The sequence below is a fragment of the Cereibacter ovatus genome, from assembly GCF_900207575.1.
Classification (GTDB): Bacteria; Pseudomonadota; Alphaproteobacteria; order Rhodobacterales; family Rhodobacteraceae; genus Cereibacter_A; species Cereibacter_A ovatus.
Map to the genome: position 1 here is coordinate 235,919 of NZ_OAOQ01000001.1, position 23,184 is coordinate 259,102.

Consider the following 23,184-nt stretch of genomic DNA (forward strand, 5'->3'; position numbering starts at 1 on the left):
GCGCGGCGCATGTTCTTAAAAAGTTCTTGCCAGACTCTCGGGTCCGTGAGAACAATTAAAGAACATTAACCGCGGAGGCCGCCATGCTGACCGAGTTGAAGGACATTCTGATCCGTTGTTCCGACACCCTGATCGAGGATGCGTTGGGGGTGACGGCACTGTTTTTGTTATTGGGCGCAGCACTTTATCTGCCGCATCTTGTCTGATCCTGCCTGCGGCCCCTTGGGCGGTTCTCTGCCCCGCCGACCCGGGGACGCACCTGCCGCCGCCTGCATGGGCGGCGGCCTTTTAATCAGCGGCTTCGGCGGCGGCGATCGCCTCGGCCGCGGCTTCCAGCGCCAGCAGTATCGAGGCATGGCGGTTGCGATAGTCGCGCGCCGGAACCAGCACCTGATAGCCGTCGAAGGGTGCGGCCGGAACCGCGCCGCCTTCCGACAGCATCGCGCGCAGCGCGTCGCGTGCGGTTTCGACCTCGGCACGGGTTCGCCCCGCCAGCGCCCGCCCCATGATCGAGGCCGAGGCCTGCCCCAGTGCGCAGGCCTTCACATCCTGCGCGAACGCGGCCACCTTCCCGTCTTTCAGCGTCACATCCACCGTCACCGTCGATCCGCAAACCGGCGAGCGGCGCCGCGCGCTGCCCTGCGGTGCGTCCAGCCGCCCGATATGCGGAATGTCCGCCGCCAGTTCGAGGATGCGCCCGGAATAAAGGCTGAGAAGGTCGCTGTCGCTCATGGGTTTCCTCTGGCTGATCGACGTTCTAGATAGGCCCCCGCGCGCCTGTTGGAAAGGAATCCCGATGGCCTTCGATCCCGCCACGCTGAAGTTCGACATGAACGGCCTGATTCCCGCCATCGCGCAGGACGCCGCCAGTGGCGAGGTCTTGATGATGGCCTGGATGAACGCCGAGGCCGTGGCGCGCACGCTGGCCACGGGGCGCGTCACCTACTGGTCACGCTCGCGTCAGGCGTTCTGGGTGAAGGGCGAAAGCTCGGGTCATGTCCAGCGGCTGGTCGAGATGCGGGTGGATTGCGACCGCGATTGCCTTCTGCTGTTGATCGAACAACAGGGGCCCGCCTGCCACACCAACCGCCGGTCCTGTTTCTACACCGCGGTCCGCGACGGGGCCGAGGTCGAGATCATGGCGCCGATGGTGTAAAGCCGACCATCGCCCGGATATCGGCGGGCGACAGCCCCTCGGCCCGGTAGTTCGCCAGCGCGCGGGCATCGTCGCGCTTGGCCAGCCGCTTGCCGGCCGGGTCGCGGATCAGCCGGTGGTGGTGATAGGCCGGCTGCGGCAGGTCAAGCAGCGATTGCAGCAGAACATGGATGGCCGTCGCCTGAAACAGATCGGCGCCGCGCACGACCTCGGTCACGCCCTGCGCGGCATCGTCGACCACGACGGCCAGATGATAGGAGGTGCCAAAGCCTCGCCGCGCCAGCACCACATCGCCGGCGCTCCGGTCAAGCGGGCCAAGCTCGTGCCAGCCCTCATGCTCTCCGGTTTCGAAGAAGCGGCGGGCGCCGGCGCGGGTCAGCGCCCGTTTCATGTCCAGCCGGATGGCGTCGCCCGGTCCGGCCTCGGACATGCTGCGGCCGCGGCAGGTGCCGGGATAGATCAGGCCATCGGGGCCGGTGGCGGCGCCCTCTTGCGGAGCCGACATCGCGGCACGGATGTCGGCGCGGGTGCAGCGGCAGGGATAGGTCAGCCCCATCGCGGCCAGCCGGTCCAGCGCGCCGCGATAGGCATTGGCGCGGGTCGACTGGCGCATCACGGGTTCGGGCCAGTTCAGCCCCAGCCAATGCAGGTCGTCGAAGATCTGCGCCTCCCATTCGGGGCGGCAACGGCTTTGGTCGATATCCTCGATCCGCAGCAGGGCGGCGCCGCCGCGGGCGCGGTCCCAGACCGTCAGCGCCGAAAAGGCGTGCCCCAGATGCAGCGGCCCCGTTGGCGAGGGGGCAAAGCGGGTTACGCGCCCAGCCATTCCGCAAAGGCCGCCTTGGCCCGGTCGGTATAGGCCTTGTAGCGGTCCTTGCGGCCCCGCCGTCCGCCCTTGGCATCGATGGGCGGGAACAGGCCGAAGTTCACATTCATCGGCTGGAAGGTCTTCGCCTCGGCGCCGCCGGTGATGTGGGTGACCAGCGCGCCCATGGCGGTCTCGGGCGGCGGAGGCGGCAGTTCGCGGCCAAGGATCTCGGCCGCGGCCATCCGGCCCGCCAGAAGCCCCATGGCCGCGCTTTCGACATATCCTTCAACGCCAGTGACTTGGCCGGCAAAGCGGATGTTCGGTCGCAGCTTCAGCCGCATCTGCGCATCCAGCAGCGTGGGCGAGTTCAGGAAGGTGTTGCGATGGATGCCGCCCAGCCGGGCAAAGCTGGCATTCTGTAAGCCCGGAATCGTCCGGAAAACAGCGGTTTGCGCGCCATACTTCATCTTGGTCTGAAAGCCCACGATGTTGTAAAGCGTCCCCAGCTTGTTGTCGCGGCGCAGTTGCACGACCGCGTAGGCCTTTTCCTGCGGATCATGCGCATTGGTCAGGCCCACGGGCTTCATCGGGCCGTGGCGCAGGGTTTCGCGGCCGCGTTCGGCCATGACTTCGATCGGCAGGCAGCCGTCGAAGTAACCGGCGGTTTCCCCTTCATGGAACACGGTTTTTTCCGCGGCCAGCAGGGCGTCGATGAAGGCTTCATACTGCGCGCGATTCATCGGGCAGTTGATATAGGCGGTGCGTTCGTCCTCGGTCTCGCCCTTGTCATAGCGTGACTGCCGCCATGCCACCGACATGTCGATGCTGTCGGCATGGACGATGGGGGCAATGGCGTCGAAAAAGGCCAGCGATGCGGCCCCCGTCACGGCGCGGATGCTTTCAGCCAAGGCCGATGAGGTCAGCGGGCCGGTCGCCACGATCCAGTCGCCGTCCGAAGGAAGCGTGGTAACTTCTTCTTCCGAAACGGAAACCAGCGGATGTTCCCGCAGCCGGGCCGTCACGCTTTCGGCAAAGGCGTCGCGGTCCACCGCCAGCGCGCCCCCGGCTGGCAGCCGATGGGCAGCGGCCATCTCCATCAGCAGGCCGCCCGCGGCGCGCATTTCCCAATGCAGCAGCCCCACGGCGTTGCGTTCATCGTCGTCGGACCGGAACGAGTTCGAACAGACCATTTCGGCAAACAGGCCGGTGCGGTGGGCGAAGGTTTCCACCCGCGGCCGCATTTCGTGCAGCACCACCGGCACGCCCATTTCGGCCGCCTGCCAAGCCGCTTCCGATCCGGCCATGCCGGCGCCGACGATATGCAGAACCCGGGCCATGAGGCTTATGCCTCCTCCTCGTCGCCCTGTTCGGCGATGCGCGCGACCGAGACGACCTCTTCCGTGCCGCCAGTGTCGAACACCCGCACCCCGCCCGCCGAGCGCGAGCGGAAGCTGATCTGTTCCACCGGCACCCGGATCGACTGCCCGCCCGAGGTGGCGAGCATCACCTGGTCGCTGGTCTCGACGGGGAAGCAGGATACAAGCGGACTCGTCGGCTGTCTGGTCTTCTTGTCCATCACGAAGGCGTTCACGCCCTGGCCACCGCGGCCGCGAACCGGATAGTCGTGGCTCGACGAGATCTTGCCTTGTCCGGCGGCCGTGATGGTCAGGATCAGATCCTCCGCAGCCGACATTTCGGCGTAACGGGCGGGCGAAAGCTGCCCCGCGTCGACGCTTTCCTCGTCCTCGTCCGCCTCGGCTTCCTCGGTGACACCGGCCATCAGCCGGCGCTGCTTCAGATAGGCCACCCGTTCGGCCGGTTCGGCCTCGAAGTGGCGGATCACCGACATCGACACCACGCGATCGCCCTCGGCCAGCCGCACTCCGCGCACGCCGGTCGAATCGCGGCCCGAGAACACCCGGACGTCGGTGGTCGGGAAGCGGATCGCGCGCCCCATCGCCGTCACCAGCATCACGTCATCCTGCTCGTCGCAGATCGAGACATTCACCAGACTGACGCCTTCGGGCAGTTTCATCGCGATCTTGCCGTTGCGCTTCACATTGGTGAAATCCGACAGCCGGTTGCGGCGAACATCGCCGTCCGAGGTGGCAAAGACCACTTGCAGCCGGTCCCATTCGGTTTCGGGCTCGTCGATCTTCATCAGCGCGGCGATGGTGATGCCCGGCGCAATGGGCAGGATGTTGACGATCGCCTTGCCCTTCGCGGTGCGTCCGCCCAAGGGCAGGCGCCAGCATTTCAGATCATAGACCATGCCATCGGTGGTGAAGAACAGGATCTGGGTGTGGGTGTTGGCGACGAACAGCGTCGTCACCACATCGTCTTCCTTGGTCGCCATCGACGACAGGCCCTTGCCGCCGCGGCGCTGGCTGCGGAATTCCGCCAAGGGCGTGCGCTTGATGTAGCCGGCCGAGGTGATGGTCACCACCATGTCCTCGCGCTCGATCAGGTCTTCGTCTTCCAGATCGCCGGCCCATTCGGCGATCGCGGTCCGGCGCGGGATCGCAAACAGGGCGCGCACCTCGCGCAATTCGTCCGAGATGATCGCCATGATCCGGTCGCGGCTGCCAAGAATGTCAAGGTAATCGCGGATCTTCGCGGCAAGGTCGGCCAGTTCGTCGGTGACTTCCTTCACCCCCATCGCGGTCAGGCGCTGAAGCCGCAGATCAAGGATCGCGCGGGCCTGAATTTCCGACAGGTTGTAGGTGCCGTCTTCGTTGATCTTGTGGCCGGGGTCGTCGATCAGCCGGATATAGTCGGCGATGTCGGCAGCGGGCCAGCGGCGCGTCATCAGCCGTTCGCGCGCCTCGGCCGGGTCGGCGGAACTGCGGATGGTGGCCACCACCTCGTCCACGTTCGACACGGCAACGGCAAGGCCGCACAGCACATGGCTGCGCTCGCGCGCCTTTCGCAGTTCAAAGGCGGTGCGGCGGGCGACCACTTCCTCGCGGAAGGTCAGGAAATGCACAAGGAAATCGCGCAGCGTCAGTTGCTCGGGGCGGCCGCCGTTCAGCGCCAGCATGTTGCAGCCGAAGGTGGTCTGCATCGGCGTGAAACGCCAAAGCTGGTTCAGCACCACTTCGGGCGTGGCATCGCGTTTCAACTCGATCACCACGCGGACGCCGACGCGGTCGGATTCGTCCTGCACATGGGCGATGCCTTCGATCTTCTTTTCGCGCACCATGTCGGCGATCTTCTCGATCATGGTGGCCTTGTTGACTTGATAGGGGATCTCGTCCAGCACGATGGCGAAGCGGCCCGCGCGGATTTCCTCGACCCGGGTCTTGGCACGCATGATGACCGAGCCGCGCCCCTCCAGATAGGCCTTGCGGGCGCCGGATCGGCCAAGGATCACGCCGCCGGTCGGGAAGTCGGGGCCGGGGATGATCTCCATCAGGCGTTCGGTCGAGATGTCGGGCGATTCGATCATTGCCAGCGTGGCGTCGATCACCTCGCCCAGGTTGTGCGGCGGGATGTTCGTGGCCATGCCGACCGCGATGCCGCCCGCGCCATTGACCAGCATGTTCGGGAAGCGCGCCGGCAGAACCGTGGGTTCGCGGTCCTTGCCGTCGTAGTTGTCCTGAAAATCGACGGTGTCCTTGTCGATATCGGCCAGCAGGAAGGCCGCGGGCTTGTCCATCCGCACTTCGGTGTAGCGCATGGCCGCCGCGCCGTCGCCATCCATCGAGCCGAAGTTGCCCTGACCGTCGAGCAGTTTCAGCCCCATCGAGAACGGCTGCGCCATCCTGACCAGCGCGTCATAGATCGCGGCATCGCCGTGGGGGTGATATTTCCCCATCGTGTCGCCGACGGGGCGGGCCGACTTGCGGTAGGGCTTGTCGTGGGTGTTGCCGGTTTCGTGCATCGCAAACAGGATGCGCCGATGCACCGGCTTCAGCCCGTCGCGCAGATCGGGGATCGCGCGCGAGACGATGACGCTCATGGCGTAGTCGAGATAGGCGGTCTTCATTTCCTCGGCGATGGAGACCTGCGGCAGACCGGGATGCGGCCTGCCCATTTCTTCATCATCGCCGGGCTGTTCGGGACGGTCGGTCACGGGGAGGCTCTCTCTCGCGGGGGGACTATATCTCGTTGGCCGGGACTATAGACCATCGCGGATATGGGGTGCAATGCCGCGGGGATGCCTGCGGACCGAAGGAAGACAGCAGCCACCCGAGCAGAGTGCCAACATGCTGATTCTGTTGAAAATCCGCGACGATGCATCATCATTTTCCCTGTTGGACAACACGGAGGGCGTCGATGCGCGAGACGGAACTGATGCTGAATGGCTATGGGCTGACCACCGCCGAGATCTTCTATCGCATGCCGGATCATCGCAATGTTCTGAACACGTTCGTCTGGCAGGATTATGACCTGGCCCCGGACTATCCGGCGCTGTTCCGCTTCATCGAGTTCTGGCAGCAGAAAATCGAGGGGCCGCTGCATTCCATCCGCTTCACCCATCGCAAGCTGATCGGGCCGGGCGACTGGAGGCATGTGGTCGGCGAGTTCCGGCTGAACTAGGGGTTGCGCTTTGGTCTGCCCCGGATGCGGGGCGCCGGGCGGCCGGCGTCGATGGATATTTGGGCCAGAATGAAAGCCCCCGCGGCGCGGGTCCGTCAGCCGGTGCGGGTCCGTCAGCCGAAGCCTCGGGTCGGGCGGTCGAAGACCTTGCGCCCCATCAGCGAGGCGGCAAGGTCCACCATCAGCCGCGTGGTGCGGCCGCGCTCATCCAGGAAGGGGTTCAGTTCGACCAGATCCAGTGAGGTGACAAGGCCGCTGTCGTGCAAAAGCTCCATGACGAGGTGGGCCTCGCGGATGGTGGTGCCGCCGGGCACCGTGGTGCCGACCGCGGGCGCGTGAGCGGGGTCGATGAAATCGACATCCAGCGAGACATGCAGCATCCCGTCCGCCGCGCGCACCTTGTCAAGAAAGCCGCGCAACGGGGCGCAGATGCCGAATTCGTCGATCACCCGCATGTCGATGATCGAGATGTCGTAGCGCAGCAGGGCCTCGTGTTCCTCGGGGTCGACCGAGCGGATGCCGAAGAGGCAGATCCGTTCGGGTGGCAGGTGGGCGGGGAAGGGTGGAAAGCCGTCGAAGCCCGTGCGCCCCGCGGCATAGGCCACGGGGATGCCATGGAGGTTGCCCGATGTGGTGGTGTCCAGCGTGTGGAAATCGGAATGGGCATCGAGCCACAGCAGGAACAGCGGCCGGCCTGCGGCCGCGGCATGCGCGGCGGCCCCGGCCACGCTGCCCATGGCGAGCGAGTGATCGCCCCCCAGCACGATCGGAAATCCGTCGTCCAGGGCGCGGTCCACGGCCTCGGTCAGGGCCAGGGTCCAGCCGATGGTTTCGGACAGGCCATGGATCGCGGGATTGGAGCAGGGCACCGGCGGCACCGGGCAGGGGATGAGGTCGCCGCGGTCGATGACGGTGAACCCAAGGTCGCAGAGGCTGCGCGCAAGGCCTGCCACGCGGTAGGCCGCGGGCCCCATCAGGCAGCCGGCGCGGCGTTGGCCGCTGTCGATGGGCGCGCCGATCAGGATGCAGGTCTTGGCCATGGGATCTCCGGTGTCGGGCTGGGTCGGGGTATCATGGCGGGTGGCACGCGCGCTGGCCAGTGCGGTGTGTTCTTCATCAAAATCCCGGGAGGCGGCGGTCGGGCATGGAACCTGTCTGCCGATCCCGGTAGAGTCGCCCCCGATTGCGGGAGGAAGCGTGCATGATCGTCGAACTCGGCCATTTCGCACTGGTGCTGGCGCTGGCGGTGGCGCTGGTCCAGTCGGTGGCGCCTCTGGTGGGGGCGCAGAAGCGTTGGGCGGGCTGGATGGCGGTGGCCGAGCCGGCCGCGATGGCACAGCTGCTGCTGGTGGGGTTTGCGTTCGCCGCGCTGACCTGGGCCTTCGTGACCTCGGATTTCTCGGTGCGGCTGGTGGTGCTGAACTCGCACACGCTGAAGCCGATGATCTACAAGATCAGCGGGGTCTGGGGCAATCATGAGGGCTCGCTGCTGTTGTGGGTGCTGATCCTGGCGCTGTTTGGTGCCTGTGCTGCGGCCTTCGGGCAGAACCTGCCGCCGACCTTGAAGGCGCGGGTGCTGGCGGTGCAGGGGATGATCGGCGCGGCTTTCCTGGCTTTCCTGCTTTACACCTCGAACCCGTTCCTGCGGGTGGGCGAGCCGCCCTTTGACGGGCAGGATCTGAATCCGCTGTTGCAGGATCCCGGCCTCGCCTTCCATCCGCCCTTCCTGTATCTGGGCTATGTCGGGCTATCGATGGCGTTTTCCTTTGCGGTTGCGGCGCTGATCGAGGGGCGGGTCGATGCGGCCTGGGGCCGCTGGGTGCGGCCCTGGACCTTGGCCGCCTGGGTGTTTCTGACCATCGGCATCGCTTTGGGATCGTGGTGGGCCTATTACGAACTGGGCTGGGGCGGGTTCTGGTTCTGGGATCCGGTCGAGAACGCCTCGTTCATGCCCTGGCTGATCGCCGCGGCGCTGTTGCATTCCGCGATCGTGGTGGAAAAGCGCGAGGCGCTGAAAAGCTGGACGATCCTGCTGGCCATTCTCGCCTTCGGCTTTTCGCTGATCGGGACGTTCATCGTGCGTTCGGGCGTCATCACCAGCGTTCACGCCTTCGCCAACGACCCCGAGCGGGGGGTGTTCATCCTGCTGATCCTGGCGGTCTTCATGGGCGGCGCACTGACCCTGTTCGCCGCCCGCGCCAGCGCGATGGAGGCAAAGGGCGTCTTCTCGACCGTCAGCCGCGAGTCGGGGCTGGTGCTGAACAACGTGCTGCTGACGGTGGCCTGTTTCGTGGTGTTCATCGGCACGATCTGGCCTCTGGTGGCGGAACTGCTGTGGGGGCGCAAACTCTCGGTCGGTGCGCCGTTCTTCAATGCGGCCTTCACCCCGTTCGTGGTGGCGATTGCGGCGGTTCTGCCGCTGGGGGCGCTGTTGCCGTGGAAACGGGCGCAGGCCGGGCGCGCGATGCGGCCATTGTGGGGGGCGCTGGCGCTGTCGGTGGCGCTGGGGGCACTGGCCTTTGCGATGCAGACCGGACGTTCGGCGCTTGGGCCGGTCGGGCTGGCGCTGGGGGCGTGGCTGGTCTTCGGCGCATTGATCGACCTGTGGGGGCGCACCGGACGCGGCACGGCGCTTGGCCGGTTGGCGCGCATTGGCCGGCTGCCGCGGGCCGACTGGGGTCGCGGCACGGCCCATGCGGGGCTGGGCGTGACGATCTTCGCCATCGCCGGCATCACCGCCTGGCAGCAGGAAGACATCCGCGTGATGCGCGAGGGCGAAAGCTTCATGCTGGGGCGCTATCAGATCACGCTTAAGGGCGTGCGCGAGGTCGAGGGCCCGAACTTCCGCGCGACCACCGCCGATTTCCGCGTGACCCGCGGCGGGCAACAGGTGGCGATGCTGCATCCCGAAAAGCGGGTCTACCCGGTTGCGGCCATGCCCACGACCGAGGCCGCGATCGATTACGGGCTGACGCGGGATCTTTATCTGGTGATCGGCGACCCGCAGGACGGCGGCGGCTATGCCGTGCGCAGTTACATCAAGCCCTTCGCGAACTGGATCTGGGGCGGCACGCTGCTGATGGCACTGGGCGGCACGCTCAGCCTGACCGATCGCCGCTACCGCATCGCCGCCGGCGCCCGCCGAGCCCCTGCCGCGGCGGTGCCTGCCGAATGAACCGCTTGGCCCTTCTGATCCTTGCCCTGACGCTTGCTGCGCCCGCCTTTGCCGTCCAGCCTGACGAGATCCTGCCCGATCCGGCGCTGGAAACCCGTGCGCGAGAGATTTCGAAGGATCTTCGCTGTCTGGTCTGCCGCAACGAAAGCATCGACGATTCGAACGCCCAGCTTGCCCGCGACCTGCGGCTTCTGGTGCGCGAGCGGCTGGTTGAAGGCGACAGCGATGCCGAGGTGATGGCCTTCGTGGTGGACCGATACGGCGAATATGTGCTGCTGAACCCGACGACGGGCGGTGCGAACCTGATCCTGTGGATCGCGGGGCCGGCCATGCTGGCGGCGGGCCTTGGGACTGCCGCGCTCTACCTCCGCCGCAGGCGTTCCGCGCCCGAGCCGCAGCCCGCCCTGTCAGAATCCGAGCGCGCCCGCCTGACCGAAATCCTCAAGGACTGACGCGCCGTCGCGCTTTCGCAGCCCTGCCAGACGGCTATTCTGTCCCAAACAGGGGGGGGCAGATGGGCTATCGCACGATCAGGATCGAAGAACAGGATGGCGTGGCGCTTGTGACGCTCTGCCGTCCCGAGGTGATGAATGCGCTGTCCAGCCTGATGCGGGCCGAACTGCTTCAGGCGGTGACCCAGGCCGCGCAAGCCGCACGCGTGATCGTGCTGACCGGCGAGGGGCGCGGCTTCTGTTCAGGCCAGGATCTGGGCGATGCGCAGGGGCTGGAAACACCGGACTTCGGCCGAATCCTGCGCGAGGAATACGAACCCCTGCTGCGCGCCATCGCCACCTGCCCGATCCCGACGCTTGCCGCGGTGAACGGACCCGCCGCCGGCGCCGGTGCCAATCTGGCCCTCGCCTGCGATGTGGTGATCGCGGCCCAAAGCGCCAGCTTCATCCAGGCCTTCACCCGGATCGGGCTGATCCCCGACGCCGGTGGTACCTGGACGCTGCCGCGCCAGATCGGGCTTGCCCGCGCCATGGGGGCGACACTGTTCGCCGACAGGATCGGCGCGCAACATGCCGCCGACTGGGGCATGATCTATGAGGCGGTGCCCGACGAGGCGTTTCCTGCCCGCTGGCGCGACCGCGCAGCCCAGCTCGCCACCGGCCCCACCACCGCCTACCGGGCCTTGAAACAGGCACTCCGCGCCAGCTCTGGCAATGACTTCAACCAGCAACTGGCACTCGAGGCCGACCTGCAAGCCTCCTGCGGCACCAGCGCGGATTTTCGCGAAGGGGTGGCCGCCTTCCTTGAAAAGCGGCCCCCCCGATTCACCGGACGCTGATCACACCCCCCGCGACAGCGCCGCCACCCCGGTCCGGGCCATCTCGCTCAACCCCAGCGGACGCATCAACTCGGCCAGCGCGTCGATCTTCTCCGGCGTGCCGGTGATTTCGAACACGAAACTCTCCAGCGTCGAATCGACCACCTTGGCGCGGAAGATCTCGGCCAGTCGCAACGCCTCGATCCGCGACTCGCCCTTGCCGGAAACCTTGAACAGCGCCAGTTCGCGCTGCACCGAGGGGCCTTCCACCGTCAGATCATGCACCTCATGCACCGGCACCAGCCGCGCCAGCTGCGCCTTGATCTGGTCGATCACCTGCGGCGTGCCGCGGGTCACGATGGTGATCCGGCTGCGGTGCCCGGTGTGATCCACCTCGGCCACCGTCAGACTGTCGATGTTGTATCCGCGCCCGGAAAACAGCCCGATGACCCGGGCCAGAACCCCGCTTTCGTTATCCACGACCAGCGCAAGCGTATGCTGCTCGATGATTTCGACATTCGGATCGCGAAGATCATAGGCCGAAAACCGCGTCGATCCCTGCTTGATGTTGAGCGGCGCCATGCGTCCCCTCCCGTTTTTCAGTTTCATTCTGGCACAAATATCCTCGGGGGGTGCGGGGGGCAGACAGCCCCCCGCTTCCGCCGTCAGACCAGCACCGCGCCCCGCGCCCCGATCGCGCCCTCGGTTTCCGCATCGCCCAGAAGCATCTCGTTATGCGGCCGCCCCGAGGGGATCATCGGGAAGCAGTTCTCGTGCTTCTCGACCAGACAATCGAACACCACCGGCCCGTCGTAGCGGATCATCTCCATGATCGCGTCATCCAGATCCGCCGGGTCCGAACACTGGATGCCCTTGGCACCAAAGGCTTCCGCCAGTTTCACGAAATCGGGCAGGCTTTCCGACCAGCTTTGCGAATAGCGTTCGCCATGCAGCAGCTGCTGCCACTGGCGCACCATGCCCAGCCGTTCGTTGTTCAGGATGAACTGCTTGACCGGCGCGCGGAACTGCATCGCGGTCCCCAGTTCCTGCATGTTCATCAGGAAGGACGCATCTCCCGCGATGTTGATGACCAGCGCCTCGGGATGCGCCACCTGCACCCCGATCGAGGCCGGCAGCCCATAGCCCATCGTGCCAAGGCCCCCGCTCGTCATCCAGCGGTTCGGCGCCTCGAAGCCCAGGAACTGCGCCGCCCACATCTGATGCTGGCCCACTTCGGTCGTCACATAGCGGTCCATGCCGCGGGTCAGCGCCTCAAGCCGTTGCAGCGCGTGCTGCGGCTTGATCAGCTTGTCCGAGTTCTGGAAGTCGAGGCAGTTCACCGCCTTCCATTCCGCAATCTGTGCCCACCAGGCGGCCAGCGCCTCCTTGTTGACCTTGCGACCGCGCGACTTCCACAGCCGCAGCGCATCTTCCAGCACATGGCCCACGTCGCCGACGATCGGCACATCCACCCGGATCACCTTGTTGATCGACGAGGGGTCGATGTCGATATGGACCTTCTTCGATCCGGGGCTGAAGTCCTTGACGCGGCCGGTGATCCGGTCGTCGAACCGCGCGCCCACGTTGATCATCAGGTCGCAGCCGTGCATGGCCAGGTTGGCCTCATACAGGCCGTGCATCCCCAGCATCCCCAGCCAGCCCTTGCCCGAAGCGGGGTAGGCGCCAAGGCCCATCAGCGTCGAGGTGATCGGGAACCCGGTCGCATCCACGAACTCGCGCAGCAGCTGGCTGGCCGCGGTGCCAGAGTTGATGACCCCGCCGCCGGTATAGAAGATCGGCCGTTCCGCGGTCTCGATCATCTCGACCATGCGGGTGATCGCCTCGATGTCGCCCTTCACCTTCGGCTGATAGTGGCTGATGCGCGCCTTCTGCGGCGGCGAGTATTCGGCGGTGGCGAACTGGACATCCTTCGGAATGTCGATCAGCACCGGGCCGGGGCGGCCGTGGGTGGCGACATGGAAGGCCTGATGCAGCGTTTCGGCCAGTTTCGCCGTGTCCTTCACCAGCCAGTTGTGCTTGGTGCAGGGGCGGGTGATGCCGACGGTGTCGGCCTCCTGGAAGCCATCGGTGCCGATCATGAAGGTCGGCACCTGACCCGAGATCACCACCAGCGGGATCGAATCCATCAGCGCATCGACCAGACCCGTCACCGCATTGGTGGCGCCGGGGCCTGAGGTCACGAGCACCACCCCCGGCTTGCCGGTCGAGCGGGCATAGCCTTCGGCCATATGGACTGCGCCCTGTTCGTGCCGCACGAGGATGTGGCGGATGTCGTTCTGCTGGAAGATCTCGTCATAGATCGGCAGCACCGCGCCGCCCGGATAGCCGAACACGGTATCCACACCCTGATCCTTCAGGGCTTGCACGACCATCCGCGCGCCGCTCATCACCTCGGTCATCTCTCTCTCCATCCTTCGGCGGCCCAGGGCCGCGCCGCGCGCAACAAAAAGCCCCCGAAGGTCACTCGGGGGCGCATGGGAACCTGAATGGCTAACCGTTACCGGCCCATGCGCACCTTTCCACCAAGAAGTACGACGCCAGACATCCCGGGCCCCCTGCTGCGGTCGGCCCGGACACTAGGCGGTGGCGCGGGGGGCGTCAATGGCAAATCCGCGAAGAAAGTGTCGCAGCAGGGCGCCTTGCCGCACATTTGTTTCACGACCGCGGCCGGGTGGGCAACAACCGCAAAAACCGGGCCTGGCTAAAGCATCAGCGCGACATAGCCGCCATAGGCAGCCAGCAAAAGCCCGCCCGCCCAGCGCGGCACGCCCGCCAGCAGTGCCGCCAGCGCCACCGTCGTCAGCGCCACGCCCAGGACCATCGGCATGTCCACCAACAGAAACCGCGGGTCCAGCCCGTTGATCGGCAAGACCAGCGCCGTCACCCCCGGGATGCCCAGCGCGTTGAAGATGTTCGATCCGATGACATTGCCGATGGCGATTTCGGAATGTTTGCGCCATGCCGCGATCAGCGAGGTCGCCAGTTCCGGCAGCGAGGTGCCGACCGCCACCACCGTCAGCCCGATCACCGCTTCGGAGATGCCGAAGGCGCGCGCGATCTCGGTGGCGCTGTCAACCAGAAGCCGCGCGCCCACCATCAGCACGACAAGCCCCGCCAGCGTCAGCAGCACCGATTTCCAGACCGGCGGGATTGCGGGGCCCTCACTCTCCTCGGCCTCGACCCGTGCGGTCAGGAACGACATCGCCAGAAAACCTGCCAGCCCCGCCAGCAGCAGCGCGCCCTCGGCCCGGTCCAGCCTGCCATCCAGCAGCATCAGCCACAGCAGCGCCGCCGCCCCGACCATCACCGCCAGATCGCGCCAGCTTTGCCGAATATCCATCACGATGGGCGAAATCAGCGCGGCCAGCCCGACGATCAGCAGCACATTGGCGATATTTGATCCAAGGACATTGCCGATCGCGAGCGCCGATGAGCCATTAAGCGCCGCATTGATCGACACCAGCAGTTCGGGCGTCGAGGTGCCGAAGCCGACGATGGTCAGCCCGATCACCATCGGGCTGATGCGCCAGGCGCGGGCCACGTTGCTTGCCCCCCTGACCAGAAACTCGCCACCGAAAAACAGGCCCAGAAGGCCAATCGTGAAAAGAAGATAGACCAAGGACATCTCCGTTCAGGGTCGGGGAAGGGCAGGGATCGCTTGTTCCCAGATGTCGCTTTTCGGTGCCATGACAAGATGCTGCCGCGCGAAAGCCGCCGCTGACGTGGCGGCGCCGTCACATCGGCACAAGAAAGCCGAGGTGGGCAAAGTGGGGGTGCCGCCGACAGGGGCGGCGCAACACCGGCCAGCGGGCAGGGGGGTAACACAAGGGACGCGAGGACAGGGGGCAAGGCAAAGGACAGGGGGGGCAAGGCAACCGCGGACCCGCGGACAGGGCCGGTGGTTGCTTTGCCCCGTGTCGGCGGGTCTGCGGTTGCTTTGCCGGGTGCCGGGTGCGACAGGCGTCAGTCGCGGATGTTGGGCCGCGCTTCGGGCAGGCTGATCCGCGCCACCTGTTCGGCAATCGGATCGACGCTCAGGGGGTGCAGTTCCGCCCGGTGATCCGAGGGCAGGCCGATATCCTGCCACCGCCCGCCCTTGTAGATTTCCAGCGACGAGAAATTGGCCTTGTAGCCCATCTTGCGGCTGCCGGGCACCCAGTATCCCAGATAGACGTAAGGCAGTCCGGCCTCGCGCGCGATCTCGATATGGTCAAGGATCACATGCGTCCCCAGCGAGCGCGCCGCAAGGTCGGGGTCATAGAACGAATAGACCATGCTCAGCCCGTCATCGAAGATGTCGGTCAGGCAGACGGCGGCCAGCGGGCGGGGGCCGCCATTCTCGGCCGAGAGGGAATATTCGATCACCCGCGACCGGATCGGGGTTTCCTCGATCATGGCGGCGAATTCGAAGATGTCCATGTCGGCCATGCCACCATCGGCGTGGCGGTCATCAAGATAGCGGCGGAACAGCGTATACTGATCCTCGGTCGCCCATGGGCTGGTGGCGTTGCGGCGCAGGTCGGCATTGCGGCGCTGGATGCGGCGCTGGGTGCGGGTGGGCTGGAAATCGGCCACGCGGATGCGCGCCGAAAGACAGGCCGAACATTCCGCACAAGAGGGGCGGTAAAGCACGTTCTGCGACCGCCGGAAGCCCTGCTTCGACAGCGTGTCATTCAGCTTCTGGGCGTGTTCGCCTTGCAGCGCAGTGAACAGCTTACGCTCCAGCCGCCCGTCCAGATAGGGGCAGGACTGCGGGGCCGTCACATAGAACTGCGGGGCGATGGGAAGCGTGTGACGCATCAGGGGCTCGTCGGTGAACTGCCGGTTACGTTAGCAAGGCCGGGCACCCACGCCAAGCGCCCTGTTGTGGTGGCAGGGCGGCAAAATCGCACGATTTCACGATCATTCCCCGGCCGCGCGGTTCAGTGCGACAGTGCCCAGAACATGGTCGGTCAAACCCTGTGCCCGCGCCGAGGTCAGCATCAGCACCACCGAAACCACCTGCGGCAGCACCATCCCGATCGAGACCGTATAGCCCAGCGTATGCAGGAATGCCTCGGGCAGGGTAAACCTTTCGCCGCGGGCGTTGCGCATCCCGATCGCCATCAGCCGCATCCCCGGCGTGGCCGACTGGCGCGCAAGACTGACGGTGCGATAGGCAACACCCACGCAGAGGTAAAGAAACGGCAGGAAAAACAGCGCGGTAAAGGCGGTGAACGGCACGATCAGCGCCGTCAGAAGCGCAATCAGGATCGTGTCCACGATCCAGGCCAGCCCGCGCTTCGTCGGCACGTCGGCATAAAATTCGGCGTGCCGCACGGGATCAGGCAGCGGATCGGTCCAGGCGTCGGTCATCGGGCAGGGCTCCTTGGGCCGTGGGTGCGCGGCCCTTGCGGGCCGCGCCGGTCGTGTCAGGTTTCGGCCGGTTCGCGCGGGGTGGCGGCGGTGCGGGCGCGCTCGTCCATGAAGGCATCGAACTCTTGCTTGTCCTTGGCTTCGCGCAGGCGCTGAAGGAAGGATTCGAACGCGGTCTGTTCTTCTTCAAGACGACGAAGGGTCTCGGCCTTGTAGGCGTCGAACGCGGTATTGCCGGACGAGTTCCAGGCAAAGGGCGCGGCACGGCGGGCGGTGCGGCAGGAACGGCTGAACATGCGCTTGCTCCAGATCATATAGCCAAGAAGGGCGAGGCCGGCGGGCCAGAAGACGATGAACCCGGCAACGGTCGCGGCAATCCACGCGGGGCGCCCGCGCTCGTCAAGCCAGGCTTCGGCGCGGGCGGGCCACGAGGCGGCACCGGCGCGGGCAGTGGCAGATATCATGGGCTTGCTCCGTCAGTTGATGTGAATGGTTTTCACATGCATCCAGATGGGGGCTGCGACCCAGCCCGCAAGGGGCAATGTTAAGGAAATTTACATCCCGGGGCAAAAGACCATCCTGTTGGCCCGGCAGGTGCCGGACCGACACCACCTGTCACAGTGGCGCAGGCAACCATTTCCCCACCCGCGCGCAAAGCGAGGGATGAGGAATGACCACCCGCCGCGTTGTCCATTCCCCCGCGCGCGCAAAGCTGTGCCATAGGCTGCCAGCCCTGCGGTCCTTCACCTACCATCGCCCTGCGCATGCAAGAGCTGCGGCGACGGGTGGCCTATTATCCGTTTGACCTGCGCCATCGCCCTGCGCGCGCAAGAGCTGCCGTTGACCGCCCCGCGGCGCGCGGCCATTGTGGCGCCATGACAGATTTCGCCTCGCGTATCACCCGCCAGCCGCTGCCCTACGATCCGGCCCCCGCCGCCGAGATCGCCGCCGCCTTCCGTGACCTTCCCCCCGAGGTGTCCGGCCTTCTGGCCGCCACCGCCGGATGCAGCCCGTTCCTGCGTGGCCTGATGCTGCGCGAACCCGATTGGCTGCGGGCAGCCCTGTCGGTCGCCCCCGAGGCGGCGGTTGCTGCGGTGCTGGACCCGCTGGACCAGGTGCCGCTGGCCGATCTGGGCGCGGGGCTGCGCATCGCCAAGCGGCGCGTGGCGCTGTTCACCGCGCTGGCCGATCTGGGCGGGGTCTGGCCGCTGGAGATGGTGACCGGCGCGCTGACGCGGCTGGCCGACCGGGCGGTGGATCTGTCGATGAAGCGCCTTGTCGCGGATGAGATCCGCCGCGGCAAGCTGCCCGGCGCCCGCGCCGAGGATGCCGAGACCGCGGGCGGCATGGTGGCGTTGGCCATGGGCAAGATGGGCGCGGGCGAGTTGAACTATTCGTCCGACATCGATCTGGTCTGCCTGTTCGACGAAACCCGCTACCCCGGCGAGGAACACGAGGCCCGCGCCGCCTTCATCCGCGTCACGCGCCGGATGACTGCGATGCTGTCGGACCTGACGGCCGAAGGCTATGTCTTTCGCACCGACCTGCGGCTGCGCCCCGACGCGGCGGTGACGCCGGTCTGCCTGTCGATGGCCGCCGCCGAAAGCTATTACGAAAGCGTAGGCCGGACATGGGAACGCGCGGCCTATATCAAGGCCCGCCCCTGCGGTGGCGATCTTGCCGCGGGCGCGCGGTTCCTTCAGACGCTGACCCCCTTTGTCTGGCGCAAGCATCTGGATTTCGTGGCCATTCAGGACGCCCATGACATGCGGCTGCGCATCCGCGATCACCGCGGCCTGCATGGCCCGGTGGTGATCGAGGGCCACGACATGAAGCTGGGGGTCGGGGGGATCCGCGAGATCGAGTTCTTCACCCAGACCCGGCAACTGATCGCCGGTGGCCGCGACCCCAGCCTTCGCGATCGCACGACCGTGGGCGGGCTGCGCGCTCTGGCGGCCTCGGGCTGGGTGCCGCCCGAGGTCAGCGATGAACTGATCGACCATTACCGCGCCCACCGCGAGGTCGAACACCGGCTTCAGATGGTGCAGGATGCGCAAACCCACGAGATGCCGGCCTCGGCCGCGGCGGTGGACCGGATCGCCAGCTTCTGCGGCCTGACCCCCGAGGCGTTCCGCGCCACGCTGCACGACCGGCTGGCGCGGGTGGACCGGCTGACCGAAGGCTTCTTTGCCCCCGGCGCGGCCGAAACCGGGCCGGACTTGTCCGACCACGCGCGCGCCATCGTCGATGGCTGGGCCAGCTATCCCGCGCTGCGCTCGCAGCGCGCGGTGACGATCTTCAACCGGCTGCGGCCGCAGATCCTGAAAAGCCTGGCGCGTGCCGGCAATGCCGACGAGGCGCTGGCCGCGTTCGACGGCTTTCTGGCCGGGCTGCCCTCCGGCGTGCAGATCTTTGCGCTGTTCGATGCGAACCCGCCGCTGGTGGACCTGATCGCCGACATCTGCGCCACCTCGCCCAAGCTGGCGCTGTATCTGTCGCGCAATTCGGGGGTGCTGGATGCGGTGATCGGCGGCTTTTTCTTCGCACCCTGGCCGGGGGTGGGCGCACTTTCGGCGGAACTTGCCGCGCGGCTGACCGAGATCGGCGATTATGAACGCAGGCTGGATGGCGCGCGGCGCTGGATGAAGGAATGGCATTTCCGCATCGGTGTCCACCATCTGCGCGGCCTGATCGACGCGTTCGAGGCGTCGAAACAATACGCCGATCTGGCCGAGGCGGTGGTGGTGGCGCTGTGGCCTGTGGTGTCCGAGGAATTTGCCCGCAAGCACGGCCCCGCGCCGGGTCGCGGCGCGGTGGTGCTGGGGATGGGCAGCCTTGGCGCGGGGCGGCTGAACGCGGGCTCCGACCTTGATCTGATCGTGATCCACGACGCGCAGGGACAAGAGGCCAGCGACGGTCCCCGCCCGCTGGCCGCGCGGCCCTATTTCGCCCGTGTGACACAGGCGCTGGTCACGGCGCTGACCGCACCGATGGCCGAGGGCCGCCTTTATGAGGTCGACATGCGCCTTCGCCCCTCGGGGCGGCAGGGGCCGGTGGCCACGGCACTGGAATCCTTCGAAAGCTATCAGCGCGACGAGGCCTGGACATGGGAGCATCTGGCCCTGACCCGGGCGCGGCCGCTGGTGGGCGACCCCTCGCTGGCAGCCGAGATCGAGACGCTGCGCCGGCTGATCCTGACCGACAAGGCCGTGCCCGCGCGGGTGCTGCCCGATGTGGCCGACATGCGCCGAAGGCTGGCCGAAGCCAAGCCCGCCACCGGCGAATGGGAGGCCAAGAATGGCCCCGGCCGGCTGATGGATATCGAACTTCTGGCCCAGACCGCAGCACTTCTGGCCGGAGATCCGGCCCGGCGGGTGGAACAGCAATTGCGCGCGGGGGTGAAAAGCGGCTTCCTGTCGGCCGCCGACGAAACCGCGCTGCTGGCGGCCTATCGGCTGTGCTGGCGCCTTCAGGCAGGCTCGCGCCTGTTGTCCGAAGGCCAGGTCGATCCATCCCGACTGGGCGAGGGCGGCTGCGCCTTCCTTCTGCGCGAAGTCGAGGCACCCTCGCCCGAGGCGCTCTCGACCCGGCTTGCGGCAGTGGTGGCCGAGGCCGAAACAAGGATCTCCGCGCGACTTGGCGCGGCAAGCGACACAGTGACAAAGGAGAGCGGCCGTGCGGCTGAATGAGGCGGACCCGAAAGGGCTTGTGCGCGAAAGCTATGCGATTGAGGGCATCAGCATCTATGAATGCCGCTCGATCTTCGTCGATTGGGCGTTAAGCATTCCAACGACAGATGCGGCCGAGGCACTGCGCGTGCTGATCGCCGCCTATGCGGCCGAGCGGCCCGACCACCCGATGAGCACGGTGCTGAACGACGGCCTTGCCGCGCCCTCTGCCCCGCGCCGCCGCGGCGGCCGGGCGGCACGCGTGGGCGAGAACTGACCCTCACCCCCTGACGGCGAGGCCCCGAAACGGGCGTGACACCGAATGAATGCCCGAGGGCGCCATCGCCGCCAGCCTGCCCCGATCCCGTCCAAACAACATCCCGAACAGCGGCAGAGGCACGCCAACGGCAAACTCCGCGGGGCCATGCGCGACAAAACTGCCTTAGCGCAGGGCCGCAGCCTCGCGGGCCAGCCGGGTGATGCCTGCCCAGTCCCCCGCCTGCATCATCGCCTTCGGCGCGACCCAGCTTCCCCCGACACAGACGACATTTCCCAGCGAGAGATAGTCGCGCGCATTGCCAAGCCCGATCCCGCCGGTGGGGCAGAACTGAACCTGCGGCAACGGCCCCGACAACGCCTTCACCGCCGGCGCCCCTCCCGCACTTTCTGCCGGAAAGAACTTCTGCATGCTGTAGCCACGCTCAAGCAGCGCCATGACCTCGGTTGCTGTCGCAGCCCCTGGCAGAAACGCCAACCCCTCATTCTCGCAGGCATCCAGCAAGCGATCCGTCGCGCCGGGCGATACCCCGAAGCGCGCCCCGGCCTGCTTTGCGGCCACCACATCCGCAGGCGTCAGCAGGGTTCCGGCCCCGACGATCCCGCCCTCGACCTCGGCCATCACGCGGATCGCATCCAGTGCCACGGGGGTGCGCAGCGTCACCTCAAGCGCCGGAAGACCGCCCGCCACCAGCGCCTCGGCCAACGGGCGGGCATGGGCGAGGTCGTCGATCACCAGAACCGGCACAACGGCTGCTCTGCGGCATATTTCGAGAGCGATGCGGCTTTGTTCGGTGGCAAGCATGGAAAGTCCTTCTGGCCGAGGCTCGGCTGGCTGATGGCGGAGCCTCCGGCGGGGATATTTGAGCCAGAATGAAAGGGCAAGGCAGAGCCGGGAGAGGGCGGCGCGGCGCCGCGTGGGGCGCCCCGTCTCGGGCCGCCGTGGCGGGGGAGACAGGGCGCTTTCACTCTGGGCGGTCATCGGCGTCCCCGCCTGTACCGCTTGTGCATCTTGCCGGACTTCCCTTTCATTCTGGTTAAAATATCCCCGCCGGAGGCACTGACGGTGGATCCGGGAATTTGCGATGTCAGATCACGACTGCGGCGCCCTCGGTTGCCGGGCCGACTGCGCTGCGGAAGGGTTCGAACAGTTCGCGGCCCAGCCCGTGCATGTTTCCGGACAGGTCGGCCGTGATCGCTTCCCGGGTTTCGAAGCCGCTTGTCAGTACATCGAGCCGGCCGGCCGTTGCGTCCACCCGGATCAGGTCGCCGTCGCGCAATCGTGCGAGCGGGCCGCCCATTGCCGCTTCGGGTGTGACATGGATTGCCGACGGCACCTTGCCCGAGGCGCCCGACATCCGTCCGTCGGTCACCAGTGCCACGCGCAGGCCGCGATCCTGAAGAACCGAAAGGACCGGGGTCAGCGAATGCAGTTCCGGCATTCCGTTCGCGCGCGGACCCTGAAAACGCACCACAACCACCGTGTCCGTGGTGAACTCGTCAGCCTTGAACGCACGCTTGACCGAGTCCTGATCGTGGAAAATCCGTGCGGGGGCCTCGATCACATGACGGTCGGGTGTCACGGCCGAGACCTTCATCACCCCGCGCCCCAGCGTTCCGGCAAGTTGGCGCAGGCCGCCTGTGGGTTGGAACGGGTCTGACGCCGGGCGCAGGATCCGGTCGTTGAGAGAGGTGCCAGCGCCGGGGCGCCATGTCGGGCGACCGTCGGCAGCGAGTGTCGGTTCTTGTCGGTAGTGGGCAAGGCCATCACCGGCAACGGTTTTGACGTCGCCATGCAGCAGCCCCGCGTCGAGCAACTGGCCGATCATGAAGCCGAGGCCGCCGGCCGCGTGGAAATGGTTCACGTCTGCCATGCCGTTGGGATAGACCTTGGCCATCAGCGGCACCGCTTCGGAAATATCCGCGAAATCCTGAAGGTCCAGGATCACTCCGGCGGCCCGTGCCATGGCCGGCAGATGCAGCACAAGGTTGGTCGAGCCGCCTGTTGCCATCAGCCCCACAAGGCCGTTCACGAAGGCGCGTTCGTCGAGGATCTGCGCAATCGGACAAAAATCGTTGCCCAGTGCGGTGATTGCGGCCGCGCGTTCCACCGCGGCGACTGTCAGCGCCTTGCGCAGCGGCGTTTCCGGGTTCACGAAGCTTGCGCCCGGCAGATGCAGGCCCATGAACTCCATCAGCATCTGGTTGGTGTTCGCCGTGCCGTAGAAGGTGCAGGTGCCGGGTCCGTGATAGGAGGCCATCTCGGCCGCCATCAGCGCCTCTCGGCCCACTTCTCCGGTGGCGAACTGGGTCCGCACGCGGGCCTTTTCGTCATTGGGCAGACCCGAGGTCATCGGCCCGCCCGGAACAAAGATTGCCGGGATATGGCCGAAGGTCGCCGCCGCGATCACAAGGCCCGGCACGATCTTGTCGCAGATCCCCAGAAAAAGCGCGGCATCATAGCAATTGTGCGACAGCGACACCCCCGCCGCCAGCGCGATCACATCGCGCGAGAACAGCGACAGCTCCATCCCTGGTTGGCCCTGGGTGACGCCATCGCACATCGCCGGCACGCCGCCTGCCACCTGTGCCGTGGCGCCGACCCGGCGGGCGGCGGCGCGGATCAGGCGGGGATAATCCTCGTAGGGCTGGTGTGCCGACAGCATGTCGTTGTAAGCCGTCACGATCCCCAGGTTCGGGGCCCGGCCCTCGGCCAGTGCGGCCTTGTCCTCGGTCATCGCGGCATAGGCATGGGCCTGGTTTCCGCAGCTCAGATGCGCGCGCACGGGCCCGGCTGCGGCTGCCTGCGCCATCCGGTCCAGGTAGCTGCGGCGTGTGGGTTCGGACCGGGCACGGATCCGGTCGGTCACGCGGGCGATGGTGTCGTTCAGGGTCATGCGGGCCTCGACTGCT

The 23,184-nt window shown here is 66.7% G+C and carries 21 protein-coding genes; 8 read left to right on the forward strand and 13 right to left on the reverse strand.

Features of this window, described 5'->3' with window-relative positions; all coding sequences use genetic code 11:
* The first annotated feature begins 83 nt into the window (after positions 1-83).
* On the forward strand, positions 84-206 hold the full coding sequence (locus CRO07_RS19295) for a hypothetical protein (RefSeq protein WP_097028837.1): 123 nt from the start codon (positions 84-86) through the stop codon (positions 204-206).
* 82 nt (positions 207-288) lie between these two features.
* Here CRO07_RS19295 and CRO07_RS01105 read toward each other — a convergent pair whose 3' ends face one another.
* Positions 289-732 (reverse strand): iron-sulfur cluster assembly scaffold protein, encoded by a 444-nt coding sequence (locus CRO07_RS01105; RefSeq protein WP_097028838.1) that lies wholly within the window; start codon positions 730-732, stop codon positions 289-291.
* A 64-nt stretch (positions 733-796) separates the two neighbouring features.
* Between CRO07_RS01105 and hisI the strand changes: the two genes are divergently transcribed.
* Complete coding sequence (gene hisI, locus CRO07_RS01110) at positions 797-1,156, forward strand: phosphoribosyl-AMP cyclohydrolase (RefSeq protein ID WP_097028839.1); 360 nt, start codon at positions 797-799, stop codon at positions 1,154-1,156.
* Here hisI and gluQRS read toward each other — a convergent pair.
* From gluQRS to gyrA, 3 genes are read right to left on the reverse strand one after another with little or no spacing between them, the layout of a single operon-like run.
* On the reverse strand, positions 1,137-1,982 hold the full coding sequence (gene gluQRS / locus CRO07_RS01115; RefSeq protein ID WP_097028840.1) for a tRNA glutamyl-Q(34) synthetase GluQRS: 846 nt from the start codon (positions 1,980-1,982) through the stop codon (positions 1,137-1,139). The two genes, hisI and gluQRS, sit on opposite strands and share 20 nt — an antisense overlap.
* Positions 1,967-3,301 (reverse strand): methylenetetrahydrofolate--tRNA-(uracil(54)-C(5))-methyltransferase (FADH(2)-oxidizing) TrmFO, encoded by a 1,335-nt coding sequence (trmFO, locus tag CRO07_RS01120; protein WP_097028841.1) that lies wholly within the window; start codon positions 3,299-3,301, stop codon positions 1,967-1,969. Before trmFO ends, gluQRS begins: the two co-directional genes overlap by 16 nt.
* Before the next feature lie 5 nt (positions 3,302-3,306).
* Positions 3,307-6,039 carry a DNA gyrase subunit A gene (gene gyrA / locus CRO07_RS01125; protein ID WP_176504458.1) on the reverse strand — a complete coding sequence of 911 codons (2,733 nt, stop codon included), beginning with the start codon at positions 6,037-6,039 and terminating at the stop codon, positions 3,307-3,309.
* Between the two features lie 203 nt (positions 6,040-6,242).
* On the opposite strand from gyrA, the gene CRO07_RS01130 reads away from it, so the two are divergent.
* The gene (locus CRO07_RS01130) at positions 6,243-6,506 is read left to right on the forward strand and encodes an usg protein (RefSeq protein ID WP_097028842.1); all 264 of its coding nucleotides are present in this window, start codon (positions 6,243-6,245) and stop codon (positions 6,504-6,506) included.
* A gap of 113 nt (positions 6,507-6,619) precedes the next feature.
* Here the strand turns inward: CRO07_RS01130 and rocF are convergent, their stop codons facing one another.
* The gene (gene rocF, locus CRO07_RS01135) at positions 6,620-7,546 is read right to left on the reverse strand and encodes an arginase (RefSeq protein WP_097028843.1); all 927 of its coding nucleotides are present in this window, start codon (positions 7,544-7,546) and stop codon (positions 6,620-6,622) included.
* 161 nt (positions 7,547-7,707) lie between these two features.
* Here rocF and CRO07_RS01140 point away from each other — a divergent pair, with 161 nt between their 5' ends.
* The 3 genes from CRO07_RS01140 to CRO07_RS01150 all read left to right on the forward strand — a co-directional run bounded on the left by CRO07_RS01140 (position 7,708) and on the right by CRO07_RS01150 (position 10,972).
* Positions 7,708-9,681, forward strand: a complete 1,974-nt coding sequence (locus CRO07_RS01140; RefSeq protein ID WP_097028844.1) for a heme lyase CcmF/NrfE family subunit — start codon at positions 7,708-7,710, stop codon at positions 9,679-9,681.
* Complete coding sequence (locus tag CRO07_RS01145) at positions 9,678-10,133, forward strand: cytochrome c-type biogenesis protein (protein WP_097028845.1); 456 nt, start codon at positions 9,678-9,680, stop codon at positions 10,131-10,133. The genes CRO07_RS01140 and CRO07_RS01145 overlap by 4 nt, the downstream gene beginning before the upstream one ends.
* A gap of 62 nt (positions 10,134-10,195) precedes the next feature.
* Entirely contained in the window at positions 10,196-10,972 is a 777-nt protein-coding gene (locus CRO07_RS01150; protein WP_097028846.1) for an enoyl-CoA hydratase-related protein, read from the forward strand.
* Here the strand turns inward: CRO07_RS01150 and ilvN are convergent, their stop codons facing one another.
* The 6 genes from ilvN to CRO07_RS01180 all read right to left on the reverse strand — a co-directional run bounded on the left by ilvN (position 10,973) and on the right by CRO07_RS01180 (position 16,791).
* Positions 10,973-11,533, reverse strand: coding sequence for an acetolactate synthase small subunit (gene ilvN, locus CRO07_RS01155; protein ID WP_097028847.1), 561 nt, complete (start codon positions 11,531-11,533; stop codon positions 10,973-10,975).
* A gap of 83 nt (positions 11,534-11,616) precedes the next feature.
* Entirely contained in the window at positions 11,617-13,371 is a 1,755-nt protein-coding gene (locus CRO07_RS01160; RefSeq protein WP_176504459.1) for an acetolactate synthase 3 large subunit, read from the reverse strand.
* A 302-nt stretch (positions 13,372-13,673) separates the two neighbouring features.
* Positions 13,674-14,591 carry a calcium/sodium antiporter gene (locus tag CRO07_RS01165; protein ID WP_097029037.1) on the reverse strand — a complete coding sequence of 306 codons (918 nt, stop codon included), beginning with the start codon at positions 14,589-14,591 and terminating at the stop codon, positions 13,674-13,676.
* Between the two features lie 344 nt (positions 14,592-14,935).
* Complete coding sequence (locus tag CRO07_RS01170; protein ID WP_097028849.1) at positions 14,936-15,772, reverse strand: arginyltransferase; 837 nt, start codon at positions 15,770-15,772, stop codon at positions 14,936-14,938.
* A gap of 102 nt (positions 15,773-15,874) precedes the next feature.
* The gene (locus CRO07_RS01175; protein ID WP_097028850.1) at positions 15,875-16,327 is read right to left on the reverse strand and encodes an RDD family protein; all 453 of its coding nucleotides are present in this window, start codon (positions 16,325-16,327) and stop codon (positions 15,875-15,877) included.
* Positions 16,328-16,383: 56 nt separating this feature from the next.
* Complete coding sequence (locus tag CRO07_RS01180; RefSeq protein WP_097028851.1) at positions 16,384-16,791, reverse strand: DUF2852 domain-containing protein; 408 nt, start codon at positions 16,789-16,791, stop codon at positions 16,384-16,386.
* Between the two features lie 411 nt (positions 16,792-17,202).
* Here CRO07_RS01180 and CRO07_RS01185 point away from each other — a divergent pair, with 411 nt between their 5' ends.
* Both CRO07_RS01185 and CRO07_RS01190 read left to right on the forward strand, forming a co-directional pair.
* Positions 17,203-20,016, forward strand: coding sequence for a [protein-PII] uridylyltransferase family protein (locus CRO07_RS01185; RefSeq protein WP_097029038.1), 2,814 nt, complete (start codon positions 17,203-17,205; stop codon positions 20,014-20,016).
* Entirely contained in the window at positions 20,003-20,272 is a 270-nt protein-coding gene (locus CRO07_RS01190) for a hypothetical protein (RefSeq protein ID WP_097029039.1), read from the forward strand. The genes CRO07_RS01185 and CRO07_RS01190 overlap by 14 nt, the downstream gene beginning before the upstream one ends.
* 165 nt (positions 20,273-20,437) lie before the next feature.
* Here CRO07_RS01190 and CRO07_RS01195 read toward each other — a convergent pair whose 3' ends face one another.
* The gene (locus tag CRO07_RS01195; protein WP_097028852.1) at positions 20,438-21,076 is read right to left on the reverse strand and encodes a bifunctional 4-hydroxy-2-oxoglutarate aldolase/2-dehydro-3-deoxy-phosphogluconate aldolase; all 639 of its coding nucleotides are present in this window, start codon (positions 21,074-21,076) and stop codon (positions 20,438-20,440) included.
* Between the two features lie 283 nt (positions 21,077-21,359).
* Positions 21,360-23,168 carry a phosphogluconate dehydratase gene (gene edd, locus CRO07_RS01200; RefSeq protein ID WP_097028853.1) on the reverse strand — a complete coding sequence of 603 codons (1,809 nt, stop codon included), beginning with the start codon at positions 23,166-23,168 and terminating at the stop codon, positions 21,360-21,362.
* Positions 23,169-23,184 lie beyond the last annotated feature (16 nt).

Coding starts and splice junctions, on each gene's coding strand:
- CRO07_RS01150 (WP_097028846.1), top strand. CDS start 10,196: ATGGGCTATCGCACGATCAGGATCGAAGAACAGGATGGCGTGGCGCTT.
- ilvN (WP_097028847.1), bottom strand. CDS start 11,533: ATGGCGCCGCTCAACATCAAGCAGGGATCGACGCGGTTTTCGGCCTAT.
- edd (WP_097028853.1), bottom strand. CDS start 23,168: ATGACCCTGAACGACACCATCGCCCGCGTGACCGACCGGATCCGTGCC.
- CRO07_RS01170 (WP_097028849.1), bottom strand. CDS start 15,772: ATGCGTCACACGCTTCCCATCGCCCCGCAGTTCTATGTGACGGCCCCG.
- gluQRS (WP_097028840.1), bottom strand. CDS start 1,982: ATGGCTGGGCGCGTAACCCGCTTTGCCCCCTCGCCAACGGGGCCGCTG.
- hisI (WP_097028839.1), top strand. CDS start 797: ATGGCCTTCGATCCCGCCACGCTGAAGTTCGACATGAACGGCCTGATT.
- CRO07_RS01180 (WP_097028851.1), bottom strand. CDS start 16,791: ATGATATCTGCCACTGCCCGCGCCGGTGCCGCCTCGTGGCCCGCCCGC.
- CRO07_RS01140 (WP_097028844.1), top strand. CDS start 7,708: ATGATCGTCGAACTCGGCCATTTCGCACTGGTGCTGGCGCTGGCGGTG.
- CRO07_RS19295 (WP_097028837.1), top strand. CDS start 84: ATGCTGACCGAGTTGAAGGACATTCTGATCCGTTGTTCCGACACCCTG.
- CRO07_RS01145 (WP_097028845.1), top strand. CDS start 9,678: ATGAACCGCTTGGCCCTTCTGATCCTTGCCCTGACGCTTGCTGCGCCC.
- CRO07_RS01130 (WP_097028842.1), top strand. CDS start 6,243: ATGCGCGAGACGGAACTGATGCTGAATGGCTATGGGCTGACCACCGCC.
- CRO07_RS01185 (WP_097029038.1), top strand. CDS start 17,203: ATGACAGATTTCGCCTCGCGTATCACCCGCCAGCCGCTGCCCTACGAT.
- CRO07_RS01195 (WP_097028852.1), bottom strand. CDS start 21,076: ATGCTTGCCACCGAACAAAGCCGCATCGCTCTCGAAATATGCCGCAGA.
- rocF (WP_097028843.1), bottom strand. CDS start 7,546: ATGGCCAAGACCTGCATCCTGATCGGCGCGCCCATCGACAGCGGCCAA.
- CRO07_RS01105 (WP_097028838.1), bottom strand. CDS start 732: ATGAGCGACAGCGACCTTCTCAGCCTTTATTCCGGGCGCATCCTCGAA.
- CRO07_RS01160 (WP_176504459.1), bottom strand. CDS start 13,371: ATGACCGAGGTGATGAGCGGCGCGCGGATGGTCGTGCAAGCCCTGAAG.
- CRO07_RS01175 (WP_097028850.1), bottom strand. CDS start 16,327: ATGACCGACGCCTGGACCGATCCGCTGCCTGATCCCGTGCGGCACGCC.
- trmFO (WP_097028841.1), bottom strand. CDS start 3,301: ATGGCCCGGGTTCTGCATATCGTCGGCGCCGGCATGGCCGGATCGGAA.